Source organism: Granulibacter bethesdensis, from assembly GCF_001889525.1.
Classification (GTDB): Bacteria; Pseudomonadota; Alphaproteobacteria; order Acetobacterales; family Acetobacteraceae; genus Granulibacter; species Granulibacter bethesdensis_C.
Genome location: NZ_CP018192.1, coordinates 2,363,979 through 2,386,829 on the forward strand (window position 1 = coordinate 2,363,979; position 22,851 = coordinate 2,386,829).

21 protein-coding genes are annotated in these 22,851 nt (G+C 55.4%); 4 read left to right on the forward strand and 17 right to left on the reverse strand.

Annotation, left to right across the window (positions count from 1 at the left end):
- Positions 1 to 57: 57 nt before the first annotated feature.
- Both GbCGDNIH6_RS10625 and GbCGDNIH6_RS10630 read right to left on the reverse strand, forming a co-directional pair.
- Entirely contained in the window at positions 58 to 1,380 is a 1,323-nt protein-coding gene (locus GbCGDNIH6_RS10625; protein WP_072563862.1) for an ammonium transporter, read from the reverse strand.
- Positions 1,381 to 1,563: 183 nt separating this feature from the next.
- The gene (locus GbCGDNIH6_RS10630) at positions 1,564 to 1,902 is read right to left on the reverse strand and encodes a P-II family nitrogen regulator (protein WP_025287441.1); all 339 of its coding nucleotides are present in this window, start codon (positions 1,900 to 1,902) and stop codon (positions 1,564 to 1,566) included.
- A 264-nt stretch (positions 1,903 to 2,166) separates the two neighbouring features.
- Here GbCGDNIH6_RS10630 and GbCGDNIH6_RS10635 point away from each other — a divergent pair, with 264 nt between their 5' ends.
- Positions 2,167 to 3,432 carry a UbiH/UbiF/VisC/COQ6 family ubiquinone biosynthesis hydroxylase gene (locus GbCGDNIH6_RS10635; RefSeq protein WP_072563864.1) on the forward strand — a complete coding sequence of 422 codons (1,266 nt, stop codon included), beginning with the start codon at positions 2,167 to 2,169 and terminating at the stop codon, positions 3,430 to 3,432.
- 28 nt (positions 3,433 to 3,460) lie between these two features.
- Here GbCGDNIH6_RS10635 and GbCGDNIH6_RS10640 read toward each other — a convergent pair whose 3' ends face one another.
- The gene (locus tag GbCGDNIH6_RS10640) at positions 3,461 to 3,742 is read right to left on the reverse strand and encodes a hypothetical protein (protein WP_072563866.1); all 282 of its coding nucleotides are present in this window, start codon (positions 3,740 to 3,742) and stop codon (positions 3,461 to 3,463) included.
- Positions 3,743 to 4,049: 307 nt separating this feature from the next.
- On the opposite strand from GbCGDNIH6_RS10640, the gene GbCGDNIH6_RS10645 reads away from it, so the two are divergent.
- The 3 genes from GbCGDNIH6_RS10645 to rpe all read left to right on the forward strand — a co-directional run bounded on the left by GbCGDNIH6_RS10645 (position 4,050) and on the right by rpe (position 6,638).
- Positions 4,050 to 4,925, forward strand: a complete 876-nt coding sequence (locus GbCGDNIH6_RS10645; RefSeq protein WP_072564544.1) for a phosphoribulokinase — start codon at positions 4,050 to 4,052, stop codon at positions 4,923 to 4,925.
- Between the two features lie 93 nt (positions 4,926 to 5,018).
- The gene (locus tag GbCGDNIH6_RS10650; RefSeq protein ID WP_232449810.1) at positions 5,019 to 5,924 is read left to right on the forward strand and encodes an AAA family ATPase; all 906 of its coding nucleotides are present in this window, start codon (positions 5,019 to 5,021) and stop codon (positions 5,922 to 5,924) included.
- A gap of 39 nt (positions 5,925 to 5,963) precedes the next feature.
- Positions 5,964 to 6,638, forward strand: coding sequence for a ribulose-phosphate 3-epimerase (gene rpe / locus GbCGDNIH6_RS10655; RefSeq protein ID WP_072564546.1), 675 nt, complete (start codon positions 5,964 to 5,966; stop codon positions 6,636 to 6,638).
- Between the two features lie 11 nt (positions 6,639 to 6,649).
- Here the strand turns inward: rpe and dnaQ are convergent, their stop codons facing one another.
- From dnaQ to GbCGDNIH6_RS10725, 14 genes are all read right to left on the reverse strand, one after another.
- The gene (gene dnaQ, locus GbCGDNIH6_RS10660; RefSeq protein ID WP_072563868.1) at positions 6,650 to 7,327 is read right to left on the reverse strand and encodes a DNA polymerase III subunit epsilon; all 678 of its coding nucleotides are present in this window, start codon (positions 7,325 to 7,327) and stop codon (positions 6,650 to 6,652) included.
- 12 nt (positions 7,328 to 7,339) lie between these two features.
- Positions 7,340 to 7,957: a dephospho-CoA kinase gene (coaE, locus tag GbCGDNIH6_RS10665; RefSeq protein ID WP_072564547.1), complete on the reverse strand. Its 618-nt coding sequence runs from the start codon at positions 7,955 to 7,957 to the stop codon at positions 7,340 to 7,342.
- 82 nt (positions 7,958 to 8,039) lie between these two features.
- Entirely contained in the window at positions 8,040 to 8,894 is an 855-nt protein-coding gene (locus tag GbCGDNIH6_RS10670) for a shikimate dehydrogenase (RefSeq protein ID WP_072564548.1), read from the reverse strand.
- 30 nt (positions 8,895 to 8,924) lie between these two features.
- The gene (locus tag GbCGDNIH6_RS10675) at positions 8,925 to 10,196 is read right to left on the reverse strand and encodes an MFS transporter (protein WP_081370101.1); all 1,272 of its coding nucleotides are present in this window, start codon (positions 10,194 to 10,196) and stop codon (positions 8,925 to 8,927) included.
- A 20-nt stretch (positions 10,197 to 10,216) separates the two neighbouring features.
- On the reverse strand, positions 10,217 to 10,918 hold the full coding sequence (locus GbCGDNIH6_RS10680; RefSeq protein WP_157692421.1) for a PRC-barrel domain-containing protein: 702 nt from the start codon (positions 10,916 to 10,918) through the stop codon (positions 10,217 to 10,219).
- Positions 10,919 to 11,077: 159 nt separating this feature from the next.
- Complete coding sequence (locus GbCGDNIH6_RS10685; protein WP_072563871.1) at positions 11,078 to 12,334, reverse strand: arsenic transporter; 1,257 nt, start codon at positions 12,332 to 12,334, stop codon at positions 11,078 to 11,080.
- Positions 12,334 to 13,623, reverse strand: coding sequence for an MFS transporter (locus GbCGDNIH6_RS10690; RefSeq protein WP_025287452.1), 1,290 nt, complete (start codon positions 13,621 to 13,623; stop codon positions 12,334 to 12,336). The genes GbCGDNIH6_RS10685 and GbCGDNIH6_RS10690 overlap by 1 nt, the downstream gene beginning before the upstream one ends.
- A 91-nt stretch (positions 13,624 to 13,714) precedes the next feature.
- Positions 13,715 to 14,572, reverse strand: coding sequence for a YihY/virulence factor BrkB family protein (locus GbCGDNIH6_RS10695; RefSeq protein WP_025287453.1), 858 nt, complete (start codon positions 14,570 to 14,572; stop codon positions 13,715 to 13,717).
- A 257-nt stretch (positions 14,573 to 14,829) separates the two neighbouring features.
- A complete protein-coding gene (locus GbCGDNIH6_RS10700) occupies positions 14,830 to 15,552 on the reverse strand; it encodes a response regulator transcription factor (RefSeq protein ID WP_081370102.1) in 723 nt (240 codons plus the stop codon).
- A 14-nt stretch (positions 15,553 to 15,566) separates the two neighbouring features.
- Positions 15,567 to 18,131, reverse strand: a complete 2,565-nt coding sequence (locus tag GbCGDNIH6_RS10705; protein WP_081370103.1) for a glycosyltransferase family 2 protein — start codon at positions 18,129 to 18,131, stop codon at positions 15,567 to 15,569.
- A 27-nt stretch (positions 18,132 to 18,158) separates the two neighbouring features.
- Complete coding sequence (locus tag GbCGDNIH6_RS10710) at positions 18,159 to 19,562, reverse strand: tetratricopeptide repeat protein (RefSeq protein WP_025287456.1); 1,404 nt, start codon at positions 19,560 to 19,562, stop codon at positions 18,159 to 18,161.
- A complete protein-coding gene (locus GbCGDNIH6_RS10715; RefSeq protein ID WP_025287457.1) occupies positions 19,555 to 21,270 on the reverse strand; it encodes a tetratricopeptide repeat protein in 1,716 nt (571 codons plus the stop codon). Before GbCGDNIH6_RS10715 ends, GbCGDNIH6_RS10710 begins: the two co-directional genes overlap by 8 nt.
- Before the next feature lie 601 nt (positions 21,271 to 21,871).
- A complete protein-coding gene (locus GbCGDNIH6_RS10720) occupies positions 21,872 to 22,093 on the reverse strand; it encodes a hypothetical protein (RefSeq protein ID WP_011632856.1) in 222 nt (73 codons plus the stop codon).
- Positions 22,094 to 22,172: 79 nt separating this feature from the next.
- Entirely contained in the window at positions 22,173 to 22,835 is a 663-nt protein-coding gene (locus GbCGDNIH6_RS10725) for a class II aldolase/adducin family protein (protein ID WP_072563875.1), read from the reverse strand.
- Between the last annotated feature and the right edge of the window lie 16 nt (positions 22,836 to 22,851).

Genomic DNA, 22,851 nt, shown 5'->3' on the forward strand with positions numbered 1-22,851 from the left:
AAGGGGAAGCCGAAGCTTCCCCCAGAAGGCTGGTATGCTGAATGAGGTAGAAAAAAATCAGCCCAGACGTTCGCCGTGCAACGTGACGTCGAGACCTTCGACTTCCTCTTCCTGCGTTACGCGCAAGCCGATGACCACATCAATGATCTTGAGCAGGATGAAGGTCATCACGCCACTCCAGACCAGAGTGATGCCAACCGCCTTGGCCTGAATGATCAGCTGCGGAATGCCGCCGACCACACCGGTAGGAGACGCGTCGGTCGCCGAAAGCGGGCCATAGGCAAAAACACCGGTCAGCAGAGCGCCGGTAATACCGCCGATGCCATGGACGCCCCAGGCATCAAGGCTGTCATCATAACCGAGCATGTGCTTGAGGCTGGTCGCACCCCAGAAGCAGATGGCACCAGCGATCAGGCCGATCAGCACAGCCGGGCCAGGCAGCACGAAACCAGCTGCCGGGGTGATAGCAACCAGACCGGCCACGGCACCGGAAAGTGCACCCAGCACCGTCGGTTTGCCGCGGACAATCCATTCCACCACGATCCAGCCAATCGCCGCACCGGCCGCTCCCAGCTGGGTAGCGACAGCCGCCATCGCCGCACGACCACCGGCACTGCCGGCAGAACCCGCATTGAAGCCGAACCAGCCCACCCACAGCAGGGAGGCACCGATCAGAGCGTAGGACAGGTCATGCGGCGACATATCGTCCCGGCCATAGCCATAACGCTTGCCGAGCACGAGCGCACAGACCAGACCGGCCACACCAGCATTGATATGCACGACTGTACCACCGGCGAAGTCAGCGGCCCCCATGCCGGCCAGCCATCCATTCGACGCCCAGACCCAGTGTGCGACGGGGCTGTAGACGATCAGTGACCACAGGACGATGAACACCAGATAGGCGCTGAACTTCATACGATCAGCAAACGCACCGGCGATCAGCGCCGGCGTGATGATCGCGAAGGTCATCTGGAAGAACATGAAAAGAGATTCGGGGATCGTCATGCCCGCCATCGGAACATCACTGCCCTTGACGATATGATCGGCAATGCCGTTCAGCAGGAAGCGGGACATATCGCCGACATAGGCATTGCCCGTCCCGAAAGCGAGGCTGTAGCCAGCCACCATCCACACGATGGACAGCACGGCCGCCGCGGAAAAGGCCTGCATCATCGTCGCCAGAATGTTCTTCTTGCGCACCATGCCGGCATAGAACAGGCCAAGGCCCGGAACGGTCATCATCAGCACGATTACACTGCTGATCAGCATCCACGCGGTATCACCGCTGTCGATCTTCGGCGTATCGGCCCAGGCGGGCATGGCCGCGAAAAGCGGCAGCGCCGCAGCGGCAGCACCCAGCCCCAGCTTGCGGCTCCCCATCTTGCGGCTTGGTAACCGCGCCTGTGCCCGGCAGTTTTCCGGGCAAGGAAGATCAGCTTTCATTCTTTGGTGTCCCCCAATGAAACACATACGCTGCGCATGCACGGGCTCAGCATTCTTTGCATCCCCGCCATGTGGCGCTTTTTGACCGCTCCCGGCCTTCAGTGATGTGGCGAAACGGCTTTACAGCGCGTCCGCATCCAGTTCCCCGGTGCGGATGCGAACGGCGCGTTCGATATCGAGAACAAAGATTTTGCCATCTCCGATCTTGCCAGTATTCGCCGCTTTCATGATGGCTTCGACCACCTGCTCGGCAAGGCTGGCCGGAACAGCAACCTCAATCTTTACCTTCGGCAGAAAACTGACGTGATATTCTGCCCCACGATAGATTTCAGTCTGGCCTTTCTGACGGCCAAATCCCTTGACCTCCGTCACGGTCAGCCCCTGCACGCCCAGCGGCGTCAGTGCTTCCCGCACATCGTCAAGCTTGAAGGGCTTGATAACAGCCACAATCAGCTTCATCCCGGTGCTCTCCTTCCCTTTGGCGGAACGCCATTGCAATTTGCGGGGCGCGTCCAACACGGGCAGGCCCCGTGATGCACAACGCACCGCATGCGAAATCTGTATAATCAAAAACCGTGCCGGGACGTTTCATCCCTGCATTTGCCGACGGATGAACCTATAGTAATCAGAGAACTGCAACAGACTGCCCATTTTGTACGCAATTCAAGACCCTGATCGCTCGTTTTACGAACGATCCGGTTTGAACGGGAAACGATATATCTGATGGTCCACGCACTGCCTGACATCCCGCCTTCTTCTGAAGGCACTTTGCTGGAAGCCGATCTCTGCATCGTAGGGGCGGGTCCGGTGGGTGGGACTCTCGCCTGTCGGCTGGCGGCTGCGGGGCTGCGTGTTGCGATCATTGATAAGGCATCCTTGCCGCCCATGGAGCATCCGGCCTTCGATGGCAGGGCCTATGCGATTGCTGCCGGGGTCAGGAATTTTCTGGCTGAGGCAGGACTTTGGGATCTTCTGCCGGATATGCCCTGCCCCATTCACGGTATCCGCGTATCGGATGGCAAGGTTGGACGCCCGGCCTCACCGCTGCATCTGCATTTCGACCATGCGGAGACGGGACAGGACAGCACAAGCGAGCAGGCTTTCGGCTGGATGGTGGAAGCGCGCGCCCTGCGCCGTGCGCTGAATCAGCGGCTGCATGATGACCCGTCGATTCATCTGTTTGCCCCTGCCGACTATGACATACAGCGCACGGAAGAAGGTGTGATCATCCATATCCACCGGCAAGGCCAAACGCCCGTGCAGCTTCGCTGTGCACTGGTGATTGCCGCGGAAGGACGACAAAGCCCGTTGCGGCAGGACGCGGGCATCAGGGTCACGAAGCTGGGATATGACCAGATCGGCATGGTCTGCGCCGTAGCGCACAAGTATCCGCACAACAACATTGCTCTGGAGCATTTTCTACCCGGCGGCCCCTTCGCCCAATTGCCGATGACCGGTATTCCCGGTTCTCCTCATATCTCGGCCATTGTCTGGACCGAGAGGGGTGCGATCGCGCAACGCCTCGCCACATTGGACGATGAGCGTTACACGAAAGAATTACAGCGTCGGCTGGGTGATCATCTGGGGGAGATCAGGCTGCTGGGCCGCCGCTGGAGCTATCCGCTTAGCGCGCTGCATGCACATCGCTACTATGATACACGCCTGCTGCTGGTGGGCGACGCCGCTCACGGTATTCATCCGATTGCCGGACAGGGCCTGAACCTTGGTTTCCGGGATGCGATGACACTGGCCGATCTGTTGATCAAGGCGCATCACACCGGACAGGATCTGGGGAATACGCGACTGCTCACCGCCTATCAGGCGGCGCGGCGTCCCGCCAATCTTGCCATGCTGCTGGCAACCGATGCGCTCGATCGACTGTTCAGCACCGATCGACGTTCTGTCAGACTGGCGCGTGATCTCGGGATTGCGGCGGTGCACCGCCTGCGCCCGCTGAAGCAGTTTTTCATGCGTCAGGCGATGGGATAAGCATCCAGCCAGACAGTCGGCAAGCTCCTCAGGAGGAACGCAGAGCCTCCAGCTCCTGCCGCAGTTCCGCGACGCAGCGTTCCAGTTCCTCAATCCGCTGCTCCATCCGTGTGCGGAGCTGGCTGCGTGGCCCCTGAACCGTGAACCACGAGCGACCACCACTCATGGCCGCCTCCCCACAGACGCGGGGGGACAAAGCCTCCGAGCTGGTCGTGGGCGCAGGAACCGCTGAAGCGGCGCGGGCACGCTCGGCCGAGCGGTCCGTCACATGTCTTGAACGGCCCGGGCGACCAGATGGCACAGTCGTCATCGTTTATCCTCCCTTTCCGTCTGCATTGGAGACGGATCGAATTATTTTCGCTTGCGGCGCATTTGGAAAGAGATTTTTTCATCCTTACCCATAAAATCTTTCTGAAAATTTCTTTATGGAACCATAACAGGAAATAAATACCTCTTATAATGAGGCCACTTTTGCGCCGTTCTGCGGCCGAAAACGGTCACAGGCCATGTTTTTTCAACAGCTTGTGACGAAGCTGCATTTACAGGAAGGTTGCGGCGACCGAGACTGTCCCTGTCCGGAGAGGTTTAAAACCCGTTATCCATGTCTGCCATCGCATATGTCTGAACGTCATCCCATCATTTCCGTCACCGGCTCCTCCGGTGCTGGCACGACCTCCGTGCGCAATATTTTCGACCATATTTTTCGTCGGGAAGGCATTCACGCTGCCTATGTTGAGGGCGATGCATTTCACCGTTACGACCGGGACGAAATGAAGCGGCAGGCAGACCGCGCCATGCGACAGGGCAACCCGCATTTCAGCCATTTCGGCCCGGACGCAAACCTGCTGAAACAGCTTGAAAACCTGTTTCACCAATATGGTACGACCGGCACAGGGCAGACCCGCCACTATATTCATGATTTCGATGAGGCCGCCCAGTTCGGCCAGCCCCCCGGCACATTTACGGAATGGGAGCCACTGCCGGAACACACCGATCTGCTGTTCTATGAAGGGCTTCATGGCGCGCTGGTGTCGGATGGCGTCAATACGGCTGCCCCCGCCGACCTCAAGATCGGTGTTGTGCCGGTTATCAATCTGGAATGGATCCAGAAAATTCACCGTGACCGCTCGGCCCGGAAATATTCCACCGACCAGGTCATGGAGACGATCCTGCGACGCATGCCGGATTACGTGCATTATATCTGCCCGCAATTCACGCACACGGACATCAATTTTCAGCGGGTTCCGACAGTCGATACCTCCAACCCGTTCATCGCCCGCGCCATTCCAAGCGCCGATGAATCCATCGTGGTCATCCGGTTCCGCGACCCGCGCGGAATCGACTTTCCCTATTTATTGTCGATGATCGCAGGCAGTTCCATGTCGCGGGCCAATTCCATCACCATTCCCGGCACCAAGCTGGAACTGGCGATGCAGTTAATTCTGACACCGATCATCCTGCAACTGGTGGATCGGGGTCGACAGGCGCGTTAAGGCCGATTCCTGCAACAGGGGATTGCACTCAATGCCGCAAAGCTGTTGAAAAGGGCTGCCTGTTTCAAAGCCGGAGCAACCGCCATTTCATCCGTGTCTGATATCGAACCGATCATCGATCTACAAAAGGAACTGGAAAGCGCCGGGGTGAGGGAGGTGCTGGAGGCGCTCGATCATGAAATGATCGGGCTGGCGCCGGTGAAAAGTCGCCTGCGGGAAATCTGTGCGCTGCTGCTGGTCGATAACGTTCGTCGCCGCCACGGGTTGATGAGCGAAGCTCCAAGCCTGAACATGGCGTTTACCGGCAACCCCGGCACCGGCAAAACCACCGTCGCCGCCCGCATGGCGGGCGTGCTTTATCGTCTGGGTTTCACCAGCCGCGACCGTCTGGTCAACGTGACACCGGATGATCTGCTGTCAGACACGATTGGTCAAACCGCTCAGAGAACCAAGGATGCCATCGCCCGTGCATCAGGTGGAGTCTTGCTGATCGATCAGGCGCATTTCTTGCTGCGGGGTGATAATGGGTTCGGACAGGAAGCACTGGAAATCCTGTTACAGGTGATGGAGCGCCCGGAGGCCGATGTGGTGTTTATCCTGACCGGATACACCAGAGAAATGCAGCATCTGTATTCCAGCATGGCGGGCATCCGCAGCCGTATCGCCCATCATATCGAATTCCCCGATTACGATGAGGAAGAATTACTGGACATCGCCGAAGCAATGCTGATGCGCCAGAATTACCGTTTCAGCGACAGCGGAAGGGAGGCCATGATCCGCTTCATCGCTCAACGACGGACAGAACCGTTCTTCGGCAACGGCCGCACCATCCGTAACGCGCTGGATATCGCGCGTCTGCGGCAGGCCAACCGTCTGGTTGCCATTGGCGGACAGGTCACTCCAGCCCAGCTTCAGACCCTTGAAGCCCCGGACGTGCTTGGGGAACGGCTGTTTGCCCATTCCGCGCCTTCCCTCTCCGGTTCTGATAACAAGGCCTGAGAACGCTTCCCTATCCTTCCAGCCGCCGGACCCATGACCATGACGACCACTTCTTCCGAGATCATCATCGCTCCCTCGATCCTGTCCGCCGATTTCGCCCGGCTCGGGGCCGAAGTGAGCGATGTCATCGATGCAGGTGCCGACTGGATTCATGTGGATGTGATGGACGGGCATTTCGTGCCGAACATCACGATCGGCCCAGCAGTGGTGCAAGCATTGCGGCCACTGACCGATCGCGTGCTGGATACACATCTGATGATCACCCCCGCGGATCCGTATCTGGAAGCCTTTGCCAAGGCAGGCTCCGACATCATCACCATCCATGCCGAAGCCGGTCCGCATGTCGATCGTTCGCTGGCCCATATCCGCCAGCTCGGCAAGCAGGCCGGGGTTGCGATCTGCCCCGGCACACCGGAAAGCGCCATTGAATACGTGCTGGACCGGCTGGACCTGATTCTGGTGATGACGGTCGAACCCGGGTTCGGGGGACAAAGCTTCATCCCGGCCATGGTCGAGAAAATCCGCCGTGTCCGTGCCATGATCGGCAACCGCCCGATCCGGCTGGAGGTTGATGGCGGCATCACCCCAGATACAATCCGGGCCTGCGTAGAGGCCGGGGCCGACACTTTCGTGGCCGGATCGGCAGTGTTCAAGGGCAACCGCGATGCCTATGCAAGCGCCATCACCGCTTTGCGAGCCCACGCACGCGGCTGAGCCGCGCGGCGTTACTCCATCCGCCAGACCGGGTCTTTCAGCCGGTCGATAAAGGCTTCATGGGCCGCCAGCGTTGCCTCATCCGGCATGATCGGACGCGGCACACGGCTGGCGGAATGTTCATATTCCGCCACAGCGGCCGCACGCTCGGCCTCCGTCAGTCCCAGCCCGCGCTGACGGCCTCCGGTCAGTTCTATGTAGACCTCCGCCAGCAGCTTGCAGTCGAGCAACGCATTATGGGTGGTGCGCTGGGACAGGTCGATGCTGAAGCGACGGCAGAGCGCATCCAGACTGTTCGGCATGCCTGGAAAACGGGCTTTTGCCATGACCAGCGTATCAATCATCCGGGCAGGATCGAGCTTCGGCTTTCCCAACTGCGCAAATTCCGCGTTCAGAAAGTTGAAGTCGAACGGTGCATTATGCGCAATCAACGGATCACGGCCGAAAAAAGCCAGCAGATCCTCCACAATATCAGCGAACAGAGGCTTTCCCCGCAGCATCTCTGCCGTAAAACCATGCACCCGCGTCGCTTCCTCCGGCACGTCACGGCACGGATCGATCAGGGTGTGGAAGGTGTTGCCGGTGGGCAGATCATTGAACAGTTCCAGCGCGGCAATTTCCAGGACGCGATCCCCGGTGAGGGGATCAAATCCGGTCGTCTCCGTATCGAACAGAACGGAACGGCTCATGTCCTGTTTCCTTCAATCATGAGCTTTCATCTTTCTCAGGACAGATAACAATTGGCGACGGGTTTCATGGCGATTCAGCCCCGTGCGAATGACATGATCAGCGCGGCGGCGACGCTCCTGATCCGGCATTTGACGCCGCAGCAAGGCCCGGACTTCCTCCGCACTCATGGCCCGCCGCGCCCGGATACGGGCAATTTGCACAGGGGGTGGCGCTGTGACCACGATTACCGCATCACATAACCGATCCCATCCGGCTTCGAACAGCAGGGGCACATCCAGCACCACGTCCCGTTTCCGCCGCCGCCGTGCCTGATGAAGAAAGTCCCGTGCCTGCCTCATCAGCAGCGGATGCATGATTGCTTCCAATACTGAAAGCGCATCTGGAGAGGCCGAAACGATCCGCCGCAATGCGGGCCGGTCCAGCACCCATCCGGGATGACCGGTGGCACTATCCTGCCGTACTGCTTGAGGAAACCGGGCGGCAATCGCTGGCAGGGCGGCCCCTCCCGCTGCCTGAAGCCGATGCACGGCAGCATCCGCATCGAAAACCGGGATTCCCATGCGGCGCATCATACAGGCAGTAGTCGATTTCCCGGCCCCCATACCGCCGGTCAGTCCTATCACCGTCATGCCCGTTGGCATGCCCGTGGGCATGCGCGTTGGCATGCGCGTTGGCATGCGCGTTGGCATATCAGCTGGCTTCCTCACCGGCCTATCCGGCCAGTACCGCCGCGCGGAGCGCATCATCGACCTCGGGCTCAACGCCGAACCAGGACCGGAACCCCGGCCTCGCCTGATGCAGCAGCATGCCCAGCCCCTCTGCTACAGGCAATCCGCGCAAACGGGCCGCATGCAGCAAGGGCGTTTCCAGCGGCGTATAAACGATATCCGCTACGGCCAGCCCGTCCGGTGCGTGTGACAGATCAATCTCCAGCGCCGGATGTCCCTCCATACCCGCCGCGGTGGTATTCACCACCAGCGCATGCTCCTTCAGCACGTCTTCCCGTCGGGACCACGGCACGGCAGAAACATTGGGCAGCAATGCCGCCAGTTCTGCCGCCGCCTCATCACGGCGGGCGCAGAGCGTCACTGGCACCCATGCACTCAGGGCCGCAGCAATGCCGCGTGCCGCACCCCCGGCACCAAACAGCAGTACCGGCCCGGCGGACGGATCGATACTGTGATCACGCAAATTGGCGATGAACCCGTCCCCGTCCGTATTACTGCCGATAATACGGTCATTCTCGAACACCAGCGTATTGACCGCACCGGCCAGCAGCGCCTGATCTTCCACCTCATCACACAGGGCAAGCGCCGCCTGCTTGTGAGGAATGGTGACATTGGCCCCGCGAAAGCCACAGGCGACCAACCCCCGCACCGCGGTTTCAAACCGCTCCGGCGGCACGGCCAGCGGTACATAGGCTCCGTCAATACGATAGCGCGCCAGCCAGTGACCATGCAGTTTCGGCGACCGGCTGTGCTGGACCGGCCAGCCGATCACACCAGCCAGACGGGCTGCTCCGCTCAGGCCGGAGCAGAGAGGGGCTGAAACAATCGAGGATGTCATTCCATCAGAAACCATGCCTGCCGACCGCTTTCAAACAACAGGTTTTGTAGAGGCCTGCGCATTGCTCCGTGCCACCCTTCCGGTTTCCGGCATGCCGAAACGTACCAGCGCGGCACCGGCGGCACCGGCCAGTGATAGCACGAGAAAGGCTGCCGACAGGCCAAACCGGTCAGAAACCGCTCCCGCCATTGTGGTGCTGATCGTAGCACCGACCCCTCCGGCCAGCCCCACCATTCCAACGCTGAGATTAAACCGCCCCGATCCATAGGTGATATCCGCCACGATCAACGGCATCAGCACACCGAACACGGCGGCACTCACCCCGTCCAGCATCTGGAGTGGCACGATGAACCAGTCATGGCTGATCCCGGCGAATAACAAGGCGCGAATGGGCAACGCCAGAAATCCGATCAGCAGTACGGTCCGACGCCCAATCCGGTCCGCCGCCCGTCCAACCCAAGGGGAAAACAGCGCCACCACGATCTGCGGTACCACAATACAGGCCGCAATGATCAGACTGGCATCAGGGCCACTGCGCTCCGTCGCAGCACCGCCGACCAGCGGTAACAAGGCAGCATTGGAAAGCTGAAACAAAGCCGAGCATGCGGCGAAAATCAGCAACCGCCTGTCCGTGAACAACACCCTCAACGACACACCGCTTTTCTTTTGGACAGCCTGCGCCCCATTCTCATGGTCCCGGGCAGGACGGATCATCAAAAGGGAGAACAAGGCAGGCAGGGTCAGCAATGCCGTCAGGATGAACACGGCGCGATTAGAAATATAGGTGCCAATCAGCCCCATCGCCCCCGCTGCCAGCCCGTTACCGATCGACCCCCAGCGGGCATTGCGCCCGAACCGCTCACCGATCCGCGATGCAGGCACCAGCGCCAGCGACATTGCCGCAATCGCAGGCACCAGCATACAGGTGGCAAAACCATGCAGCACCTCGGCCAGCATGATCGGCAAGCGTCCGGGAAAAAACGCGAACAGCAAGGCGCAAAAGGTCATTGCGATGGTAGGCAGGAAGGCAGCCAGCCGTTTCTGCGGCATGGCATCCACCGCCCATCCCCCCGGCAACTGGCTGAGCATCGAGGCAAAGGTACCGACACTCAATGCCAGCCCGATATCAGTCTGGGTCCAGCGATGGGATGCCAGATACACGGCGACGAACGGCCCGAATCCGGTCTGGAGATTGGCCACGAAAAAAACAAACAGATCCAGGCCGATCCGGCTGCGCCGATCTGCCGGAGAGGATGCTCCGGCAACCTCCCTGTTCTCAGAGATATGCTGAAAAACCGTCAAAAGATGCTGCTCTTGATCGTTCAGGGATGATCAGCTGCATCGCCCGGAGTAGGCGGTGGGGCCGCAGGCGATGTCTGGCCGGAACCATCAGAAGGATGTCCATCCTGAGGGGGAGGCACGTCGTTTTGGCCGGATGGATGATCTTTCTGTGCAGCAGGCGGGACGGTTTCACTGGGCGTCAGCACCGCACCACCTTCACCATCCTTGTATTCCGGGGCGGACTTCAGCTCATCCGTCGTCATCTTCAGCACGATGCTGCGCTGCGGATTGTCCGGCGAAAAGGCAAGCTGCTTCCATTCAATGGCAATCCGCCGGTCTCCCACCCCCAGAAATCCGCCGACATCAATCAGAGCTGCGACAGGCACGCCTTTCGCGTCGACAATCACATCCGCCATACGGCCAATACTTTTGCCATCCGTGTCGTGCACCTCCTGCCCCAGTACGCCCTGCGCCACTTTCGCGGGCACATGACGGGTCGGTGCTTTCGGCATGACAATGGCCTCCGGCGCAGGGGGCATCGGTTCTAAAGGAGATAACACCAGCGCCTTCGGCAGCTCGGGCTGGGAATCGGGACGCGGCCACGAAGCAGGCGGCAAATCAACCTGCCCGGAACCCGGCTGAGCTGTGGCAGCGGGTGCGGGTGTCGCATCCGGCGTCGTCTCCGCCCGGACGGGGCCGCCCTGCCACAGCAGCACCATCACCCCCATGATCGCAGCTTTCAAACCCTTCATCCCACCCTCGGACGACCTCAATTGACGATACCGGCCTGTGCGCCTTGCCGATCGCTTTTATCTGTTGAAGCAGGGTCTGGCCCGGATCGCAAATCCAGCCCGCTGCCATAACCCGCTGCCATCAGCACGGGTTTGTTGCCCCCGAAAACGCTATCCCAGTGCCAGACGCAACCCGAGCGCCACCGACAGCATCGCAGGCATCACCACAAGCCCCACCCGCAGAAAAGCGCCGAATGTGACTTCCTCCCCCTCACGCCGGATTGCGTTGAGCCAAAGCAGACTGGCCAGGGAACCGGTGATCGCCAGACTCGGCCCAAGATCGCCCCCGATCAGCAATGCATCGGAGATCAGCTGTGGCGGCTGAGCCTGCAATGTCGCCGTACCAGCGATCAGTCCGGCGGGCAGATTGTTGGTGACGTTGCTGATCAGGGCCAGCAACACACCTGAGATCATGGCCGTCGCCGGTGTATTCGCCTGTGCTCCACGACAAAGCAGATCAGCAATCGCTGCGACGGCTCCAATATGACTCAAAGCCTGCACCAGCACAAACAGCCCGGCAACCAGAAGAATGGCACTCCATGAGACATGCTTCAGGAAAGACAATGGAGAAGTGCCAGTGATGGCAGAAACCAGACCCATGCTTGCAAATCCCGCGATCAGGGTCGGCAGCCCCAGTGGCAGATCAAGCGCCGAGACCGTCACCAGCCCGAAAGCCGTCAGAATCAGGGCGCATAAAGCCGTCCGCCCGCCGGTCGATAAAGGCTCCTGCGGGACATTGCTTTCACTTTCGGCCTCGGTCAGCGTACGACGGAAAATAATATATAATCCACCATATCCTGCCAGCACTGCCCCCAGCGCGGGCAGACCAAAAGAGGCTAGCCAGACCGACAAAAACGGCATCGCGCCATTGAAAAATACCAGATTGGCCGGATTGGAAATCGGCAGCACGAAGCTTGCCGCATTGGCCACCGTGACACAGCAGAACAGCAGAGGCAGCGGTCTGGCCCCCGCCCGCTTGGCCACTGCATAGACGGCAGGCGTCATCACCACCGCTGTTGCATCGTTGGAGAGAAAAGTCGTCACAATCACACCGGCCACATACACCAGCGCAAACAATCTGACCGGTGATCCACGGGCATGATTGACGGCGTTGACGGCGATCCAGTCGAACACCCCTTCCCGCCGAGCCACTTCCGACAGCAGCATCATGCCGATCAGAAACCCGTAAACATCCTTGCCCCTGATGACGCCCTTCCCCACCTCAGACAGGGGCAGCAGGCCCGTAACAGCAAGAATACTTGCCCCCAGCGCGGCCCAGACCGCCTCCGGCAGGCGAAACGGTCGTACAACGATCCCCGCGGTCACGGCAATGCAAAGCGCCAGTGTGGCCAAAACAGCACCGTTCATCACAGGGTCCGGGTTTCAGGCATTAACAGAGCATAGAGGACAAAGCCCAACCCGGCGACGCCAGCCAGAGAGAAAAATGCCACGGAATAGCCGGCTTTGACGATGATCAGGCCCGCGATACCAGCACTCAGGGCAGCACCAATGCCCTGCGCCGTGGCCACAGCGCCCTGGCTGATATTGAACCGGCCGGTTCCCTTCGTCAGATCGGCGACCACCACCGGGAACAAGGCCCCGAATATCCCGGCCCCTACCCCGTCCAGCAACTGCACCCCCAGCAGCCACCATGGATTACCCGACAGCGGATACAACATCCCACGCAGCGCCAGAATACCGAATGCCAACAGGAAAATCGGGCGCGTGCCGATACGATCAACAAACCGCCCCACCAGCATCGCCACCGGCACCATTACCATCTGGGCGGCAACAATACAGGCTGCCGCCAGGGAGGTCGCCACATCCTTTCCGACCTCCCGCATCAGAAGCTGACTGACCGAGGTGAGCATGGCCGCATTGGCCAGATGGAACAGAAACACCAGCACGGCAAAGATCATCAGGCCAGGATGCTCCGCCAGAACCCGCCAGAGGCTGGGGGACGCCTTATCCTTCAGAGCGGCCCCATCCATACCGTTGGCTTCCCCCCCGTTGGCCAGATCATTGTCTATATGCCGGTTATCAATCCTCAGCACCGTTACCAGCCCGGCAATAGCCAGAAGACCCATCAGCCAGAACACCACGACCGGGCCGTAATGCCACGCCAGCAGTCCGGCAATTGCCGCCGAGACTGCATTACCGAGATGATTGAAGGACTCGTTACGCCCGATCCGCCGCGCAAACCCATCCGTTCCCACCAGACCCAGCGTCATCGCCGCAATAACAGGTGCGAAAATCGCCCCCGCCACGGCGGCCATAGATTGGGTCAGCGTCACCAGCGGCAAACCGGACATAAAGGGCAGCAGCAAAGTGCTGAGCGTTACCAGCAAGATCGCTACAGCCAGCAGGCGAGGCTTATTCCGGCTGCGATCAACCAGTGCTCCGGCAGGGGTTTGCGCAACCAGCCCGACAAGCCCGCTGATGGTCAGCACCAGGCCTACACTGTATTCATCCCAGCGCCCGTCCCTGCCAGAAGCCGACAGCAGGTACACGGCAAGGTAAGGCCCCAGACCATCCCGAACATCCGCAAGAAAAAAATTCAACTTGTCGAGAAGAGCAGATTCTTTCTGCTTCTGTCGGCTGTCAGAGGGGAGCTGACCATCTGACAGGACCGTATCAACCGCGATTGCCTCGCTCATTGCACCCGCATCCGAAAGCACCCCCGGTCTTACTTCCCCCTTCATACCGGGAGCGTAAACGTCTGGCTGAATATCTGGATACACGGCTTGTTTAGCTTTTTTTTTCGTTGCCCCGCAGCTCAAGCACACGATTCAACTCCGCCCCAAGCAAAATCGCGTAAATAACAGACCAGAACCATATCATGACACCGACGAACGCGCTTAATGGCCCATAAGTGGCGTCATAAGGTGCCAAACGGGCAATATACAGGCTCACCAGCAAAGAAACGATAACAAACAGCAGGGACGCAATCACCGAACCTGCCGTGATCCAGCGCCATGCTACCTTCATCCGACCCGGGCCATACCGATAAAGCAGAGATATCGAGAACAGCAGAAACAACAGCAACAGACCTATCCCCGCTGTTCTGGTCAGATACTCCCGGTATCCCGACATGCCCGTAAAGGAGATAACGGCGGGCAGAGCCACCAGAAGAGCCAACGAAATAACCCCCGCCAGCAGGGCCGCGAGTGTCATCAGCAATCCGACCAACTGGACGCACAGGAACGAGCGATTTTCTTTTTCCTCATACGCAATATTCAGGGCAGACATCATAGCTTTGATACCGGTCGAGGACGACCAGAATGCAAAGCCCGCACTGAACAGCGCGCCAAAACCCAGTGTCTTCCGAGGTTGAGCAACAAGCCAGTCGATCCGGTTTTCAACCAGCTCAAAGGCACCGGGGGGCAATAGTTCTGGCAGATGATCAAGTTGCGGCCTGATAGTGGCGGGATCGAGCAGCAAACCATACACAAAAATCAACATGGTCATGGTCGGGAACAATGCCAGCGTGGCATAAAATGCGCAGCCAGCCGCGATCAGCGACATCTGGTCACCGATCATTTTGCGTCCTGTTCCAATAATAACAGTGCGCCAGTCACTCCAGAAAGCACAAGGCGGTCTTGTCACCTGGCCACTTCCATTCCCACCACATGATCCAGAGTGCTGCCAGATAGCAGATTTCTGGATCTTTTATGTATCCTTACTCCCAAAAAATCACACGGCATCTCCCCACCTGCTAAGCAACAGTCGTGGTGGCTGATCATAATCAAGATTTGGCGAAAATTTTTAAAAAAATATAAAATAAAAGAAAATATAAAAATTTCTTTTAGGGTTTATAAAATAAAATAGAAATTTTTTATTTTATATTGAATTTTATGGTGCCGTCAGGCTGCAGCTTCTTCTTTTTGCTCTGCAACCAAACGATAGCCCTGCTTCCTTACGGAAAAAATTGACAGGCCAGAATGAACGGCTGACAGTTTCTGTCGCAAACGGCAGACATTGACCCGCACCAAAGTAGGATCACGTACCGTGGTATTAGGGCTCAGATGTCTCATGATCAATGCAATGGAACAGGCATCACCCGCGTTCTGCGCAAGTATATGCAACAATGAGAATTCCTGCGGCGTCAGAGTAAGGTATTCCTGTCCAACCCTGGCTGTACGACGCTGCACATCCAGCAGAACCTGTCCGACCTGTAATTCTCGGTGCAAAGTCCACCGGCTGGGAACTTTCATACGCACCATGATGCGTGCTTGAAGCTCCTTCGCGATTACATCCTTCGGGAAGACCTCATCGGCCCCTTCCGTCAGACACCTTACTCTTACCTCAACATCTCCCACACCCAGAACAATAATGGGAATTGTCTCGTCTATAAGTCGTACCTGACCTACCGCAACATCCGGAGGCAAAGATAACCCAGCCCCCTCAATGATAACCAGATTACAATCATTATCCTGAAGGTTCTTGACCAGCTCTGGAGAATCCTCTGTTGAAGAAATATTCCACCTGCCCCCAGGCATGCTGTTAAGCAATTCATTGACCAAATTGCTTACATGCCCAAGGACCAGCGCTTTCATTGCAACAATCTCGCCAGAGTAAGAAGTCATTGTCCAGACCTAAATTAAATATTAATCACAATTTTAGAATAATCAGAGAGAACAGAACGTCTTTTCATAATATCTCTGGCTGAAATACTTTCCAGCCAGTGCCAGATCACAGGTTCCGGATCATTAAGTGCATGAAAGGGCTGCATGCTGGTCGAAAAGTGCGGATTAAAGAACGGATCATGACGTAACACCTCTCCCCACCTTTCCAGCATGATTTGGGTTTCCTTGAAAAATCTGCGCTCCTGAGCTGGGCGTACATCATCCCCTCGGCTCAGGGACTCATGATGCTCTGCAAAAAATTCAGGGGTATAGATAATTGTATAACCCGCCGCCCTTAATCTCAGACAAAGATCAATATCATTGAACGCAACAGCCAACTTTGCTTCATCAAAACAGCCAATTTCATGAAATGCCTTACCCCTTACCAGCATACCGGCTGCTGTCACGGCCGACATTTCCTGTGTAAAATTGGCCCTTCCTCCATATCCACCTTCATCGCCAGGTAAGCCGGTATGCACATGCCCCGCCACCCCACCTATACCCAATATAACGCCGCCGTGTTGAATGGTGCCATTCGGATAAACAAATTTTCCACCGACCGCCCCAACCCGAGGGTCAACTTCTGCCTCTGCCACAAGTCGATATAGCCAATCAGAGGTAAGGACAAATAAATCGTTGTTTAAAAATACATAATAGTCTGCAGGATAAGACGCACAGGCAATATTATTGAGCAAGGAATAATTAAACGGTATTTCCTGCCGGATTATTTTAATATTGGAATGTGCTGAGACATAATCCTGCAAAAGTGATATATTCGGATCAGTAGACCAATTATCAACCAACACAATCTGATAATTGGTATAATGAGTTTTTTCGATAATGTTTTTGATACAATTCAGCGTAACGTCAATCTGATCCTTGAAAGGAATGACAATACTGACACTCGGGCTGTTATTCGTTTTCCAATCAATCTTGTAAAGTGTCATTCCATATCTGGTTGACACATCTGCCTTAAGACCGCGGCGCTCCAGATGCCGCGACACACATTGAAGCCCTGCTTCAATCGCATATGGCTTTGCACCGATATCGCCCGCAGTTGAACCGGGTGTAATACGCCAATGATACAGAATTTCGGGAACATGGAATACTTCCGATGGTTCCAGACGTTCCGCAATCCGCAACAGCATGTCATGGTCCTGCGCACCATCGAACTGCTTGTTGAAAGGACCTGCACTATTGATGACATCTCGCTGCACAAGAACGAAATGACAGATATAGTTTACCTCAAGTAAAAGACGATAGTTCCAGTCCGGCTTGAAGGCCGGATCTCTGAAAAACCCACTATCGTCAATTTTATCTTCGTCGCTGTAAAGCAGTTTCGCACCCGTGGCCTCTGCGGCGGCAATCATGATATCCAGTGCGCTGGCCTCAAGAAGATCATCATGGTCAAGAAATGCGATCCAGTTGCCATTGGCAGCTTTGAGGCCCAGATTACTGGCTTCGCTGATCCCACTGTTCTTTCGGGTGGCCAGATGCTGGATACGGGAATCAGCCTGCGCAAACTGGTGCAGCATATCCTTTAAATCTGCTTCTCCACTGCAATCATCAATCAGTATCAATTCCCAATTCTGATATGTCTGCGCGATGACAGACTCGACAGCCAGAGCAAAATCAGACAGGCGCGGTTTGTAGACAGGGCAAATTATACTGACCAGCGGAGCAGTTTTACGCCGCGAATCCAGACGGATCATCGAAGAATCATTAAGAGCCTTCGTATATTTTCTTGCCCAGGTATCATAATCATCAATATTATATCGATACGTTGGAAGCAGATCTTCAATTTGGGTTCGTAATGCCGTCAACTGACGGTGCAAATTTGCAACCATATCAGATATTTCGACAATACTTGCTTCCTGCTTATCGGTCAGAATAGACGTCACATACGGACTGCCATCCAGCTCGATATTTTCCGGCATTTTAAAAAAACGGAATGTCTGACTGAATGGTTTGGCAACTGGAAAGACAGGCCTGTATTCGAAACCACAACGTGGATCCGCACTGAGCGCACGCCCGACATCACTGCGATAACGATTGGCACGCAGCAGAGCGACTGTCTGTCCTTCACATTCCACGCGCAGCTGGGAATTACCAACGAATTGTTTCGGATCTTCCGCTGTATTTTCCAGAATCCAGCCCCGGAAAGCACCACGCTGATAACCATCAATAGAACTTCTGAATTCGGGAACCCAGCTCATCTGAAAAGAAACAGAAGCGTTCAGTACATTGTTCCACAAAAGCGGGACGGAGATCCCTCCTTCTGTCATCATTTCAAAATAATGAGTTTCTCCGTCTCTAAAACGGCCAGGGACACTAATTGTAAATCCGACCAGTGCGTGAGGGAAACCCGCAGCAGAAACGTCGGGACGCGATTCATCACAGGTAATACGCTGTATTTCCTGCCCATCCAAAACAATAATAGCCTTCAATGAAGAATTCGGGGCGGCCGGATCATGAGCCCACCCCTTTACAAGGCCCCCTTCAATAGAATCTATAATACAGCATAGATTATTCTTGATCATAAAATCTTGCTTTTTGATATGGTTGTATTACGATTTTATTTTCAGCGAACCAAGTTCAAGGCGCATTTGTTCAAAAACACTTTTCCAGTCGCCGCAATCTGACTGACGAAACAGACGCGCAGTCGGATACCAAGGGGATGTATCCCGACCAATCAACCATCTCCACTCAGCGACATGAGGCAATATCAACCATAAAGGCACACCGATCGCACCAGCCAGATGCGCCACCGAGGTGTCGATACTAATGACCAGATCCAACCCGGCCATAATCGCCATGGTATCTTCAAAGCTTTTGACTTCGAGACTGAGATGCACCACAGGCGCAACCCCATAAAATTCACCCACCTGCGACTGCGATGGCCCCTTCTGCAAAATCACGAAGGCAACATCCGGGCAGTTAGCTAGAGCCTCGAATTCCTTCAGCTGTACAGAACGCTTCCAGTCATTTTTATGTGTCGGTCGGCCAGCCCATACAATGCCAATTCTTTTGAAACGACGGGGCAGTATTTTATCCAGCTTTGCCGACCAGGCTGCTTTTTTTTCCTCATCGACATACAGATAGGGAACACGATCTGGAATATTATCAAGCGTGATATCAAAAATACGTGGCAGTCCTGTAATAGGTAGCCACGCCTTATAGTCACCGGTGTCATTCCAGTTAACGAAACAACGTGCTTCCGGGCATATCATTTGCAAAAGAGGCTTGAGCTCCGGACTGCATCCTACAGATACTTTCGAGCACCTTTCCAGAACACGGGGAATGAGCCGACCAAACTGGATGGCATCGCCAAATCCCTGATCTGCGACCAGCAGAAGTGTCTCATCCCCTTCGAACCGCGATCCATCCCATTGAGGTTTATCTGTATAAGGAATAGGGGGTGCTGCATCAGGAATACGGAATCTCCATTCGTATTCTTCCCACCCTTCCCTGAACTCTCCATTCTGAAGCAGGGCTTCAGAAAGGCCGAAATGGGCACCCGCCATATCAGGCACAATTGACAATGCCGCTCGAAAGCTCTTCTGCGCCTCTGCATTGAGCCCGGCATCCATTTCCACAATCGCCAGATTATGAAGTGCTTCACCATCTCCTGGATTAAGTTCGACTGCCCGCCGGGCGGTTACCAGCGCCTCATCCAACTTTCCACAGAGCCGGTAGAATTCGCATATATTGCGAATGTAAAGAGGGGTATTAACCCCGCAGAGAATGGACTGCTCTGCATAAGCCAATGCCTGCTGCATATTTCCTTTTTTATAAGAAATAACAGCCATCAGATGCAGGGCATCCGCATGGTGCGGATGCTGCTTCAGAATTGTCTGCAAAAGGCTTTCGGCTCTGTCAATCCGCCCGGCTTCATCATGCCGGATTGCAGCCTCGAAAATCTCGGCAACGCCTAGAGAAACCTGATCTGGCGCTATGGATAAATCAGACATTGGCATTTGCAGTGCTGGGTTCGCTCACAAGAGCCTCAAATCCTCTCGCCTCGATCAGGCTGGAAAGGATTTTAGAGGCTTCCGCCAGATGAGCAGAAAATGGCTCATATCCGATCATCGGAGGAAGAGTAAGGGAATGCTGTCGACCGTAGACAGGTTCGAAGCTGACGAAATTAGTGATCCGCTCACAGGCCATGGATTGGTTCTGCAGCAAATCCGAAATTTTGACCGGCAGATATTTCAGGACAAAATTGCTGCGCATATGTTCAGCAATGTCTGACATTGCTTTGACATATTCAGCCGCACCTTCAATCGTCCCGTCATATTCCAGCAACACCGGCGTGCTGGAAGCAAATTTCCGCACCGCAGAAGACAGAGGGTGATCGATAAGATGAATGATCGGCGCATATGGGAAAAGAAGAGCGATCAGGCCGATTTGTGTTTCATCAAGGGGATCAATATTCACGATCCAATTGCTTTTGTCCTGTCCCTGCGCCTGGACTGAGCGGAAATGGCCCTGCAGCTTTTCCCTGAGCGTTCTCAGGCTTGAGACACGATCAGCCATCCAGAGATCAGCCAAGGCCTCCGGATAGGCATACGGCGATGCCACCATTTCCGGCAGGCGCTCTATCAGGCTGGAGAGCAACGGCCCCAATGCAATGGTTGATGCCGAAATAGCTGAGGCAATCCATTTTCCGAACGGAGCCGTTACCTGGGAAGAAGCTCCCACTACGAAGATCGGCTGTATACCACCGTCGAATTCTTTCTCAGCGGGGCTGATCAATCCCAGTTTGTTAGCGGTAAAAAAGCTTTTAAGACGTTCGACATAACCACCCAACCCGACAGGCCCAACCCCCAGCGGCGCATCCGGAGCACGCCCACCTTCCTGCCATGCTGCAAAAGCGTCTTCATAACGACCCAACCCGTAAAGAATGTTACCGCGCTCCTTCCACTCAAAGAAGCTGCGGGTGATATCTTCCCCGGGAAGGGCATTCACAATATCCAGAGCCTGGGCCGCAAGACCAAGTTCATTGAGAACAGCCGCATATTGAACAGCCAGAAAGCGGTTTTCTCCTGCTTTTTCATAAGCCTGGGACAGGATGTCCCGAGCTTTTTCCAGTCGTCCAGCTTTTCTTTCCAGCAGGGCATGACCGATGACAGTCTGTGGAACATCAGGAGCAAGGCTGAGAGATTGCTCATAGGAATTGGCAGCTTCCTCGAAACGCCCCTGCAACGTCAGATTCCATCCGAGGTTGGCCAGAATGATCGCATCGGGCTGGTCGATCATGGCGATCGTATGCCGATAGCATGCCTCCCCCCCGATCAATTCACCTGCTTCACTCAGGATCATCCCCAGCACATTATGAGCGTCAGCAAGAGTGGGATCCGCACGGATCGCCATGCGTGCAACCCGCTCCGCATCTTTCAGTTCACGGACTTCCATATGCAGCCTGGCCAGCTGTGTCAGCTGAACGGCCAGATTAGGATTGGCCTTCACCAGACGTGAAAGCAGCGCCTTGGCAGCGCTATGATTATTCTGGGCCAGACGGATCTGGCTTAACATTAACAGCGCATCTGGGTCATAAGGGGACAAATCCAGAACGGCCAGGCTGAGCTCTTCAGCAACGGCGGCATTGCCTATTTTAAATGCCTGACGTGCCCGCTCGGTCGTGGGGGCCAGATAAACCGCGCTATTGGCTGCCACCATTGAAACCGGCTCAACCAAACAACAACGGACCGCTCGCAACCCACTACCACAATGGCACATAACAGAAGGATCAATCGACATAGCAATACCTCAAAAAATAAAAATCTTCACTGTGTTTGTTTATGTAGATTTTTTTGCGAATACATCCAACCGTTTTGGAAAATAAATTTATTTATCCGTATGATTGTAGAAACTATTAAAAGTAAGGAAAAATTATTTACTTTGACATATGATATCCTGGCAGGAAAATGACCACAGTACGTGATTGTAGGGTTAACCTGTAACCGCATTTGATATTCCGATTAAAGGAAACATAATAGCTTTTGCAACCTTAAATTGAGTTTTGTTAGGTAAATTGATTTTTATTATAATTAATTATATTTGTTACTTTAATCACATTTTTTTAAAATTGGGTTTTTATTCCATCAATGATAACTTTATCTGAAAAAAAACCTGACAAAATATTATTTAAATAGATAAAATTTTTATATTTGTAGGAAAATAGTTTTAAAATCGATAACCAACAAAATCTAAAAAAAAATTTGGCCCTGCTTAATAATTTTATATTACTTCGGGATCAAAACAGGGCCATCAGAGGCTTTTAACGAACGACTTCTCGCTCTCCTCTAATATGCCGCGCAGCCCGCTCAAGCCCGGCCGCAATTGATCCACGGGTGCCGACATTATCTTCCCGAGCACCCTGCGCCAGCACGCGTCCCAGATCAGCAAGGCATTCCCCGATCTCACGGACGGCGAGACGGAGATAATCATCCTGAAGATGGGGGGGCAGGGGTTCAAGGGTCAGTTCGGGGGATGACGCCATGATTTTTCACTCCTTGTGAGGGGTCGGTTGAAGTCAGAATCATACAGAGTTCACGCTTTGCGGAAACTGTTCTTACAGCTTAGGGCTTCTGTTTTTCCTGAAGTCCGTACCCTTGGAAACGAGCGCGGGTTTCTGCCAGTTCTCGCGGAGAAAGCAGAACTGGCCCCCCAATCTGAAGGCTGTGCCAGTATTGCCTGGCCAGCGTTTCCAGCTCCACCCCCAGCCACAATGCCTGACGCAGATCATTGCCACAGACCACCATGCCATGATTGGCCAGCAGGCAGGCCTTGCGCCCATCCAGAGCAGAGAGGGCCAGATCAGCCAATTCTGCCGTACCGAATGTTGCATAAGGAGCGCAGCGTATGTCATCTCCGCCGAAGCAGGTGATCATATAATGACAGGGTGGAATAGACCGTCGCGCCATAGCCAGCGCGGTGCAGAACACCGGATGCGCGTGCAGGACGGCCCCGAATTCCGGCCGTGAGCATAGGATACCATGATGGAAACGCCATTCTGTCGATGGCTTGCATGGCCCCTCCCACCTGCCAGCGTCATCATCCAATGGCATGGAAGCGACCATATCGGGCATCATTTCGTCATAAGGAATCGCGGAGGGGGAAATCAGCATCCGGTTTCCCCAACGCAGGCTGATATTCCCGGCTGTTCCCTGATTGATTCCCAAAGAAGTCATGGCCCGGCACGCATCCACCAGCGCGCGCCGGGCCGAGGATTCATCATGCATTTCGTCCGCGCCTGCC

What these genes read in the sequence shown, in the direction of transcription:
- GbCGDNIH6_RS10625 (WP_072563862.1), bottom strand. Translation starts at nt 1,380, where the DNA reads ATGGGGAGCCGCAAGCTGGGGCTGGGTGCTGCCGCTGCGGCGCTGCCG.
- GbCGDNIH6_RS10630 (WP_025287441.1), bottom strand. Translation starts at nt 1,902, where the DNA reads ATGAAGCTGATTGTGGCTGTTATCAAGCCCTTCAAGCTTGACGATGTG.
- GbCGDNIH6_RS10635 (WP_072563864.1), top strand. Translation starts at nt 2,167, where the DNA reads ATGGTCCACGCACTGCCTGACATCCCGCCTTCTTCTGAAGGCACTTTG.
- GbCGDNIH6_RS10640 (WP_072563866.1), bottom strand. Translation starts at nt 3,742, where the DNA reads ATGACGACTGTGCCATCTGGTCGCCCGGGCCGTTCAAGACATGTGACG.
- GbCGDNIH6_RS10645 (WP_072564544.1), top strand. Translation starts at nt 4,050, where the DNA reads ATGTCTGAACGTCATCCCATCATTTCCGTCACCGGCTCCTCCGGTGCT.
- rpe (WP_072564546.1), top strand. Translation starts at nt 5,964, where the DNA reads ATGACGACCACTTCTTCCGAGATCATCATCGCTCCCTCGATCCTGTCC.
- dnaQ (WP_072563868.1), bottom strand. Translation starts at nt 7,327, where the DNA reads ATGAGCCGTTCCGTTCTGTTCGATACGGAGACGACCGGATTTGATCCC.
- coaE (WP_072564547.1), bottom strand. Translation starts at nt 7,957, where the DNA reads ATGACGGTGATAGGACTGACCGGCGGTATGGGGGCCGGGAAATCGACT.
- GbCGDNIH6_RS10670 (WP_072564548.1), bottom strand. Translation starts at nt 8,894, where the DNA reads ATGACATCCTCGATTGTTTCAGCCCCTCTCTGCTCCGGCCTGAGCGGA.
- GbCGDNIH6_RS10685 (WP_072563871.1), bottom strand. Translation starts at nt 12,334, where the DNA reads ATGAACGGTGCTGTTTTGGCCACACTGGCGCTTTGCATTGCCGTGACC.
- GbCGDNIH6_RS10690 (WP_025287452.1), bottom strand. Translation starts at nt 13,623, where the DNA reads ATGAGCGAGGCAATCGCGGTTGATACGGTCCTGTCAGATGGTCAGCTC.
- GbCGDNIH6_RS10700 (WP_081370102.1), bottom strand. Translation starts at nt 15,552, where the DNA reads ATGACTTCTTACTCTGGCGAGATTGTTGCAATGAAAGCGCTGGTCCTT.
- GbCGDNIH6_RS10705 (WP_081370103.1), bottom strand. Translation starts at nt 18,131, where the DNA reads ATGATCAAGAATAATCTATGCTGTATTATAGATTCTATTGAAGGGGGC.
- GbCGDNIH6_RS10710 (WP_025287456.1), bottom strand. Translation starts at nt 19,562, where the DNA reads ATGTCTGATTTATCCATAGCGCCAGATCAGGTTTCTCTAGGCGTTGCC.
- GbCGDNIH6_RS10715 (WP_025287457.1), bottom strand. Translation starts at nt 21,270, where the DNA reads ATGGTGGCAGCCAATAGCGCGGTTTATCTGGCCCCCACGACCGAGCGG.
- GbCGDNIH6_RS10720 (WP_011632856.1), bottom strand. Translation starts at nt 22,093, where the DNA reads ATGGCGTCATCCCCCGAACTGACCCTTGAACCCCTGCCCCCCCATCTT.
- GbCGDNIH6_RS10725 (WP_072563875.1), bottom strand. Translation starts at nt 22,835, where the DNA reads ATGCATGATGAATCCTCGGCCCGGCGCGCGCTGGTGGATGCGTGCCGG.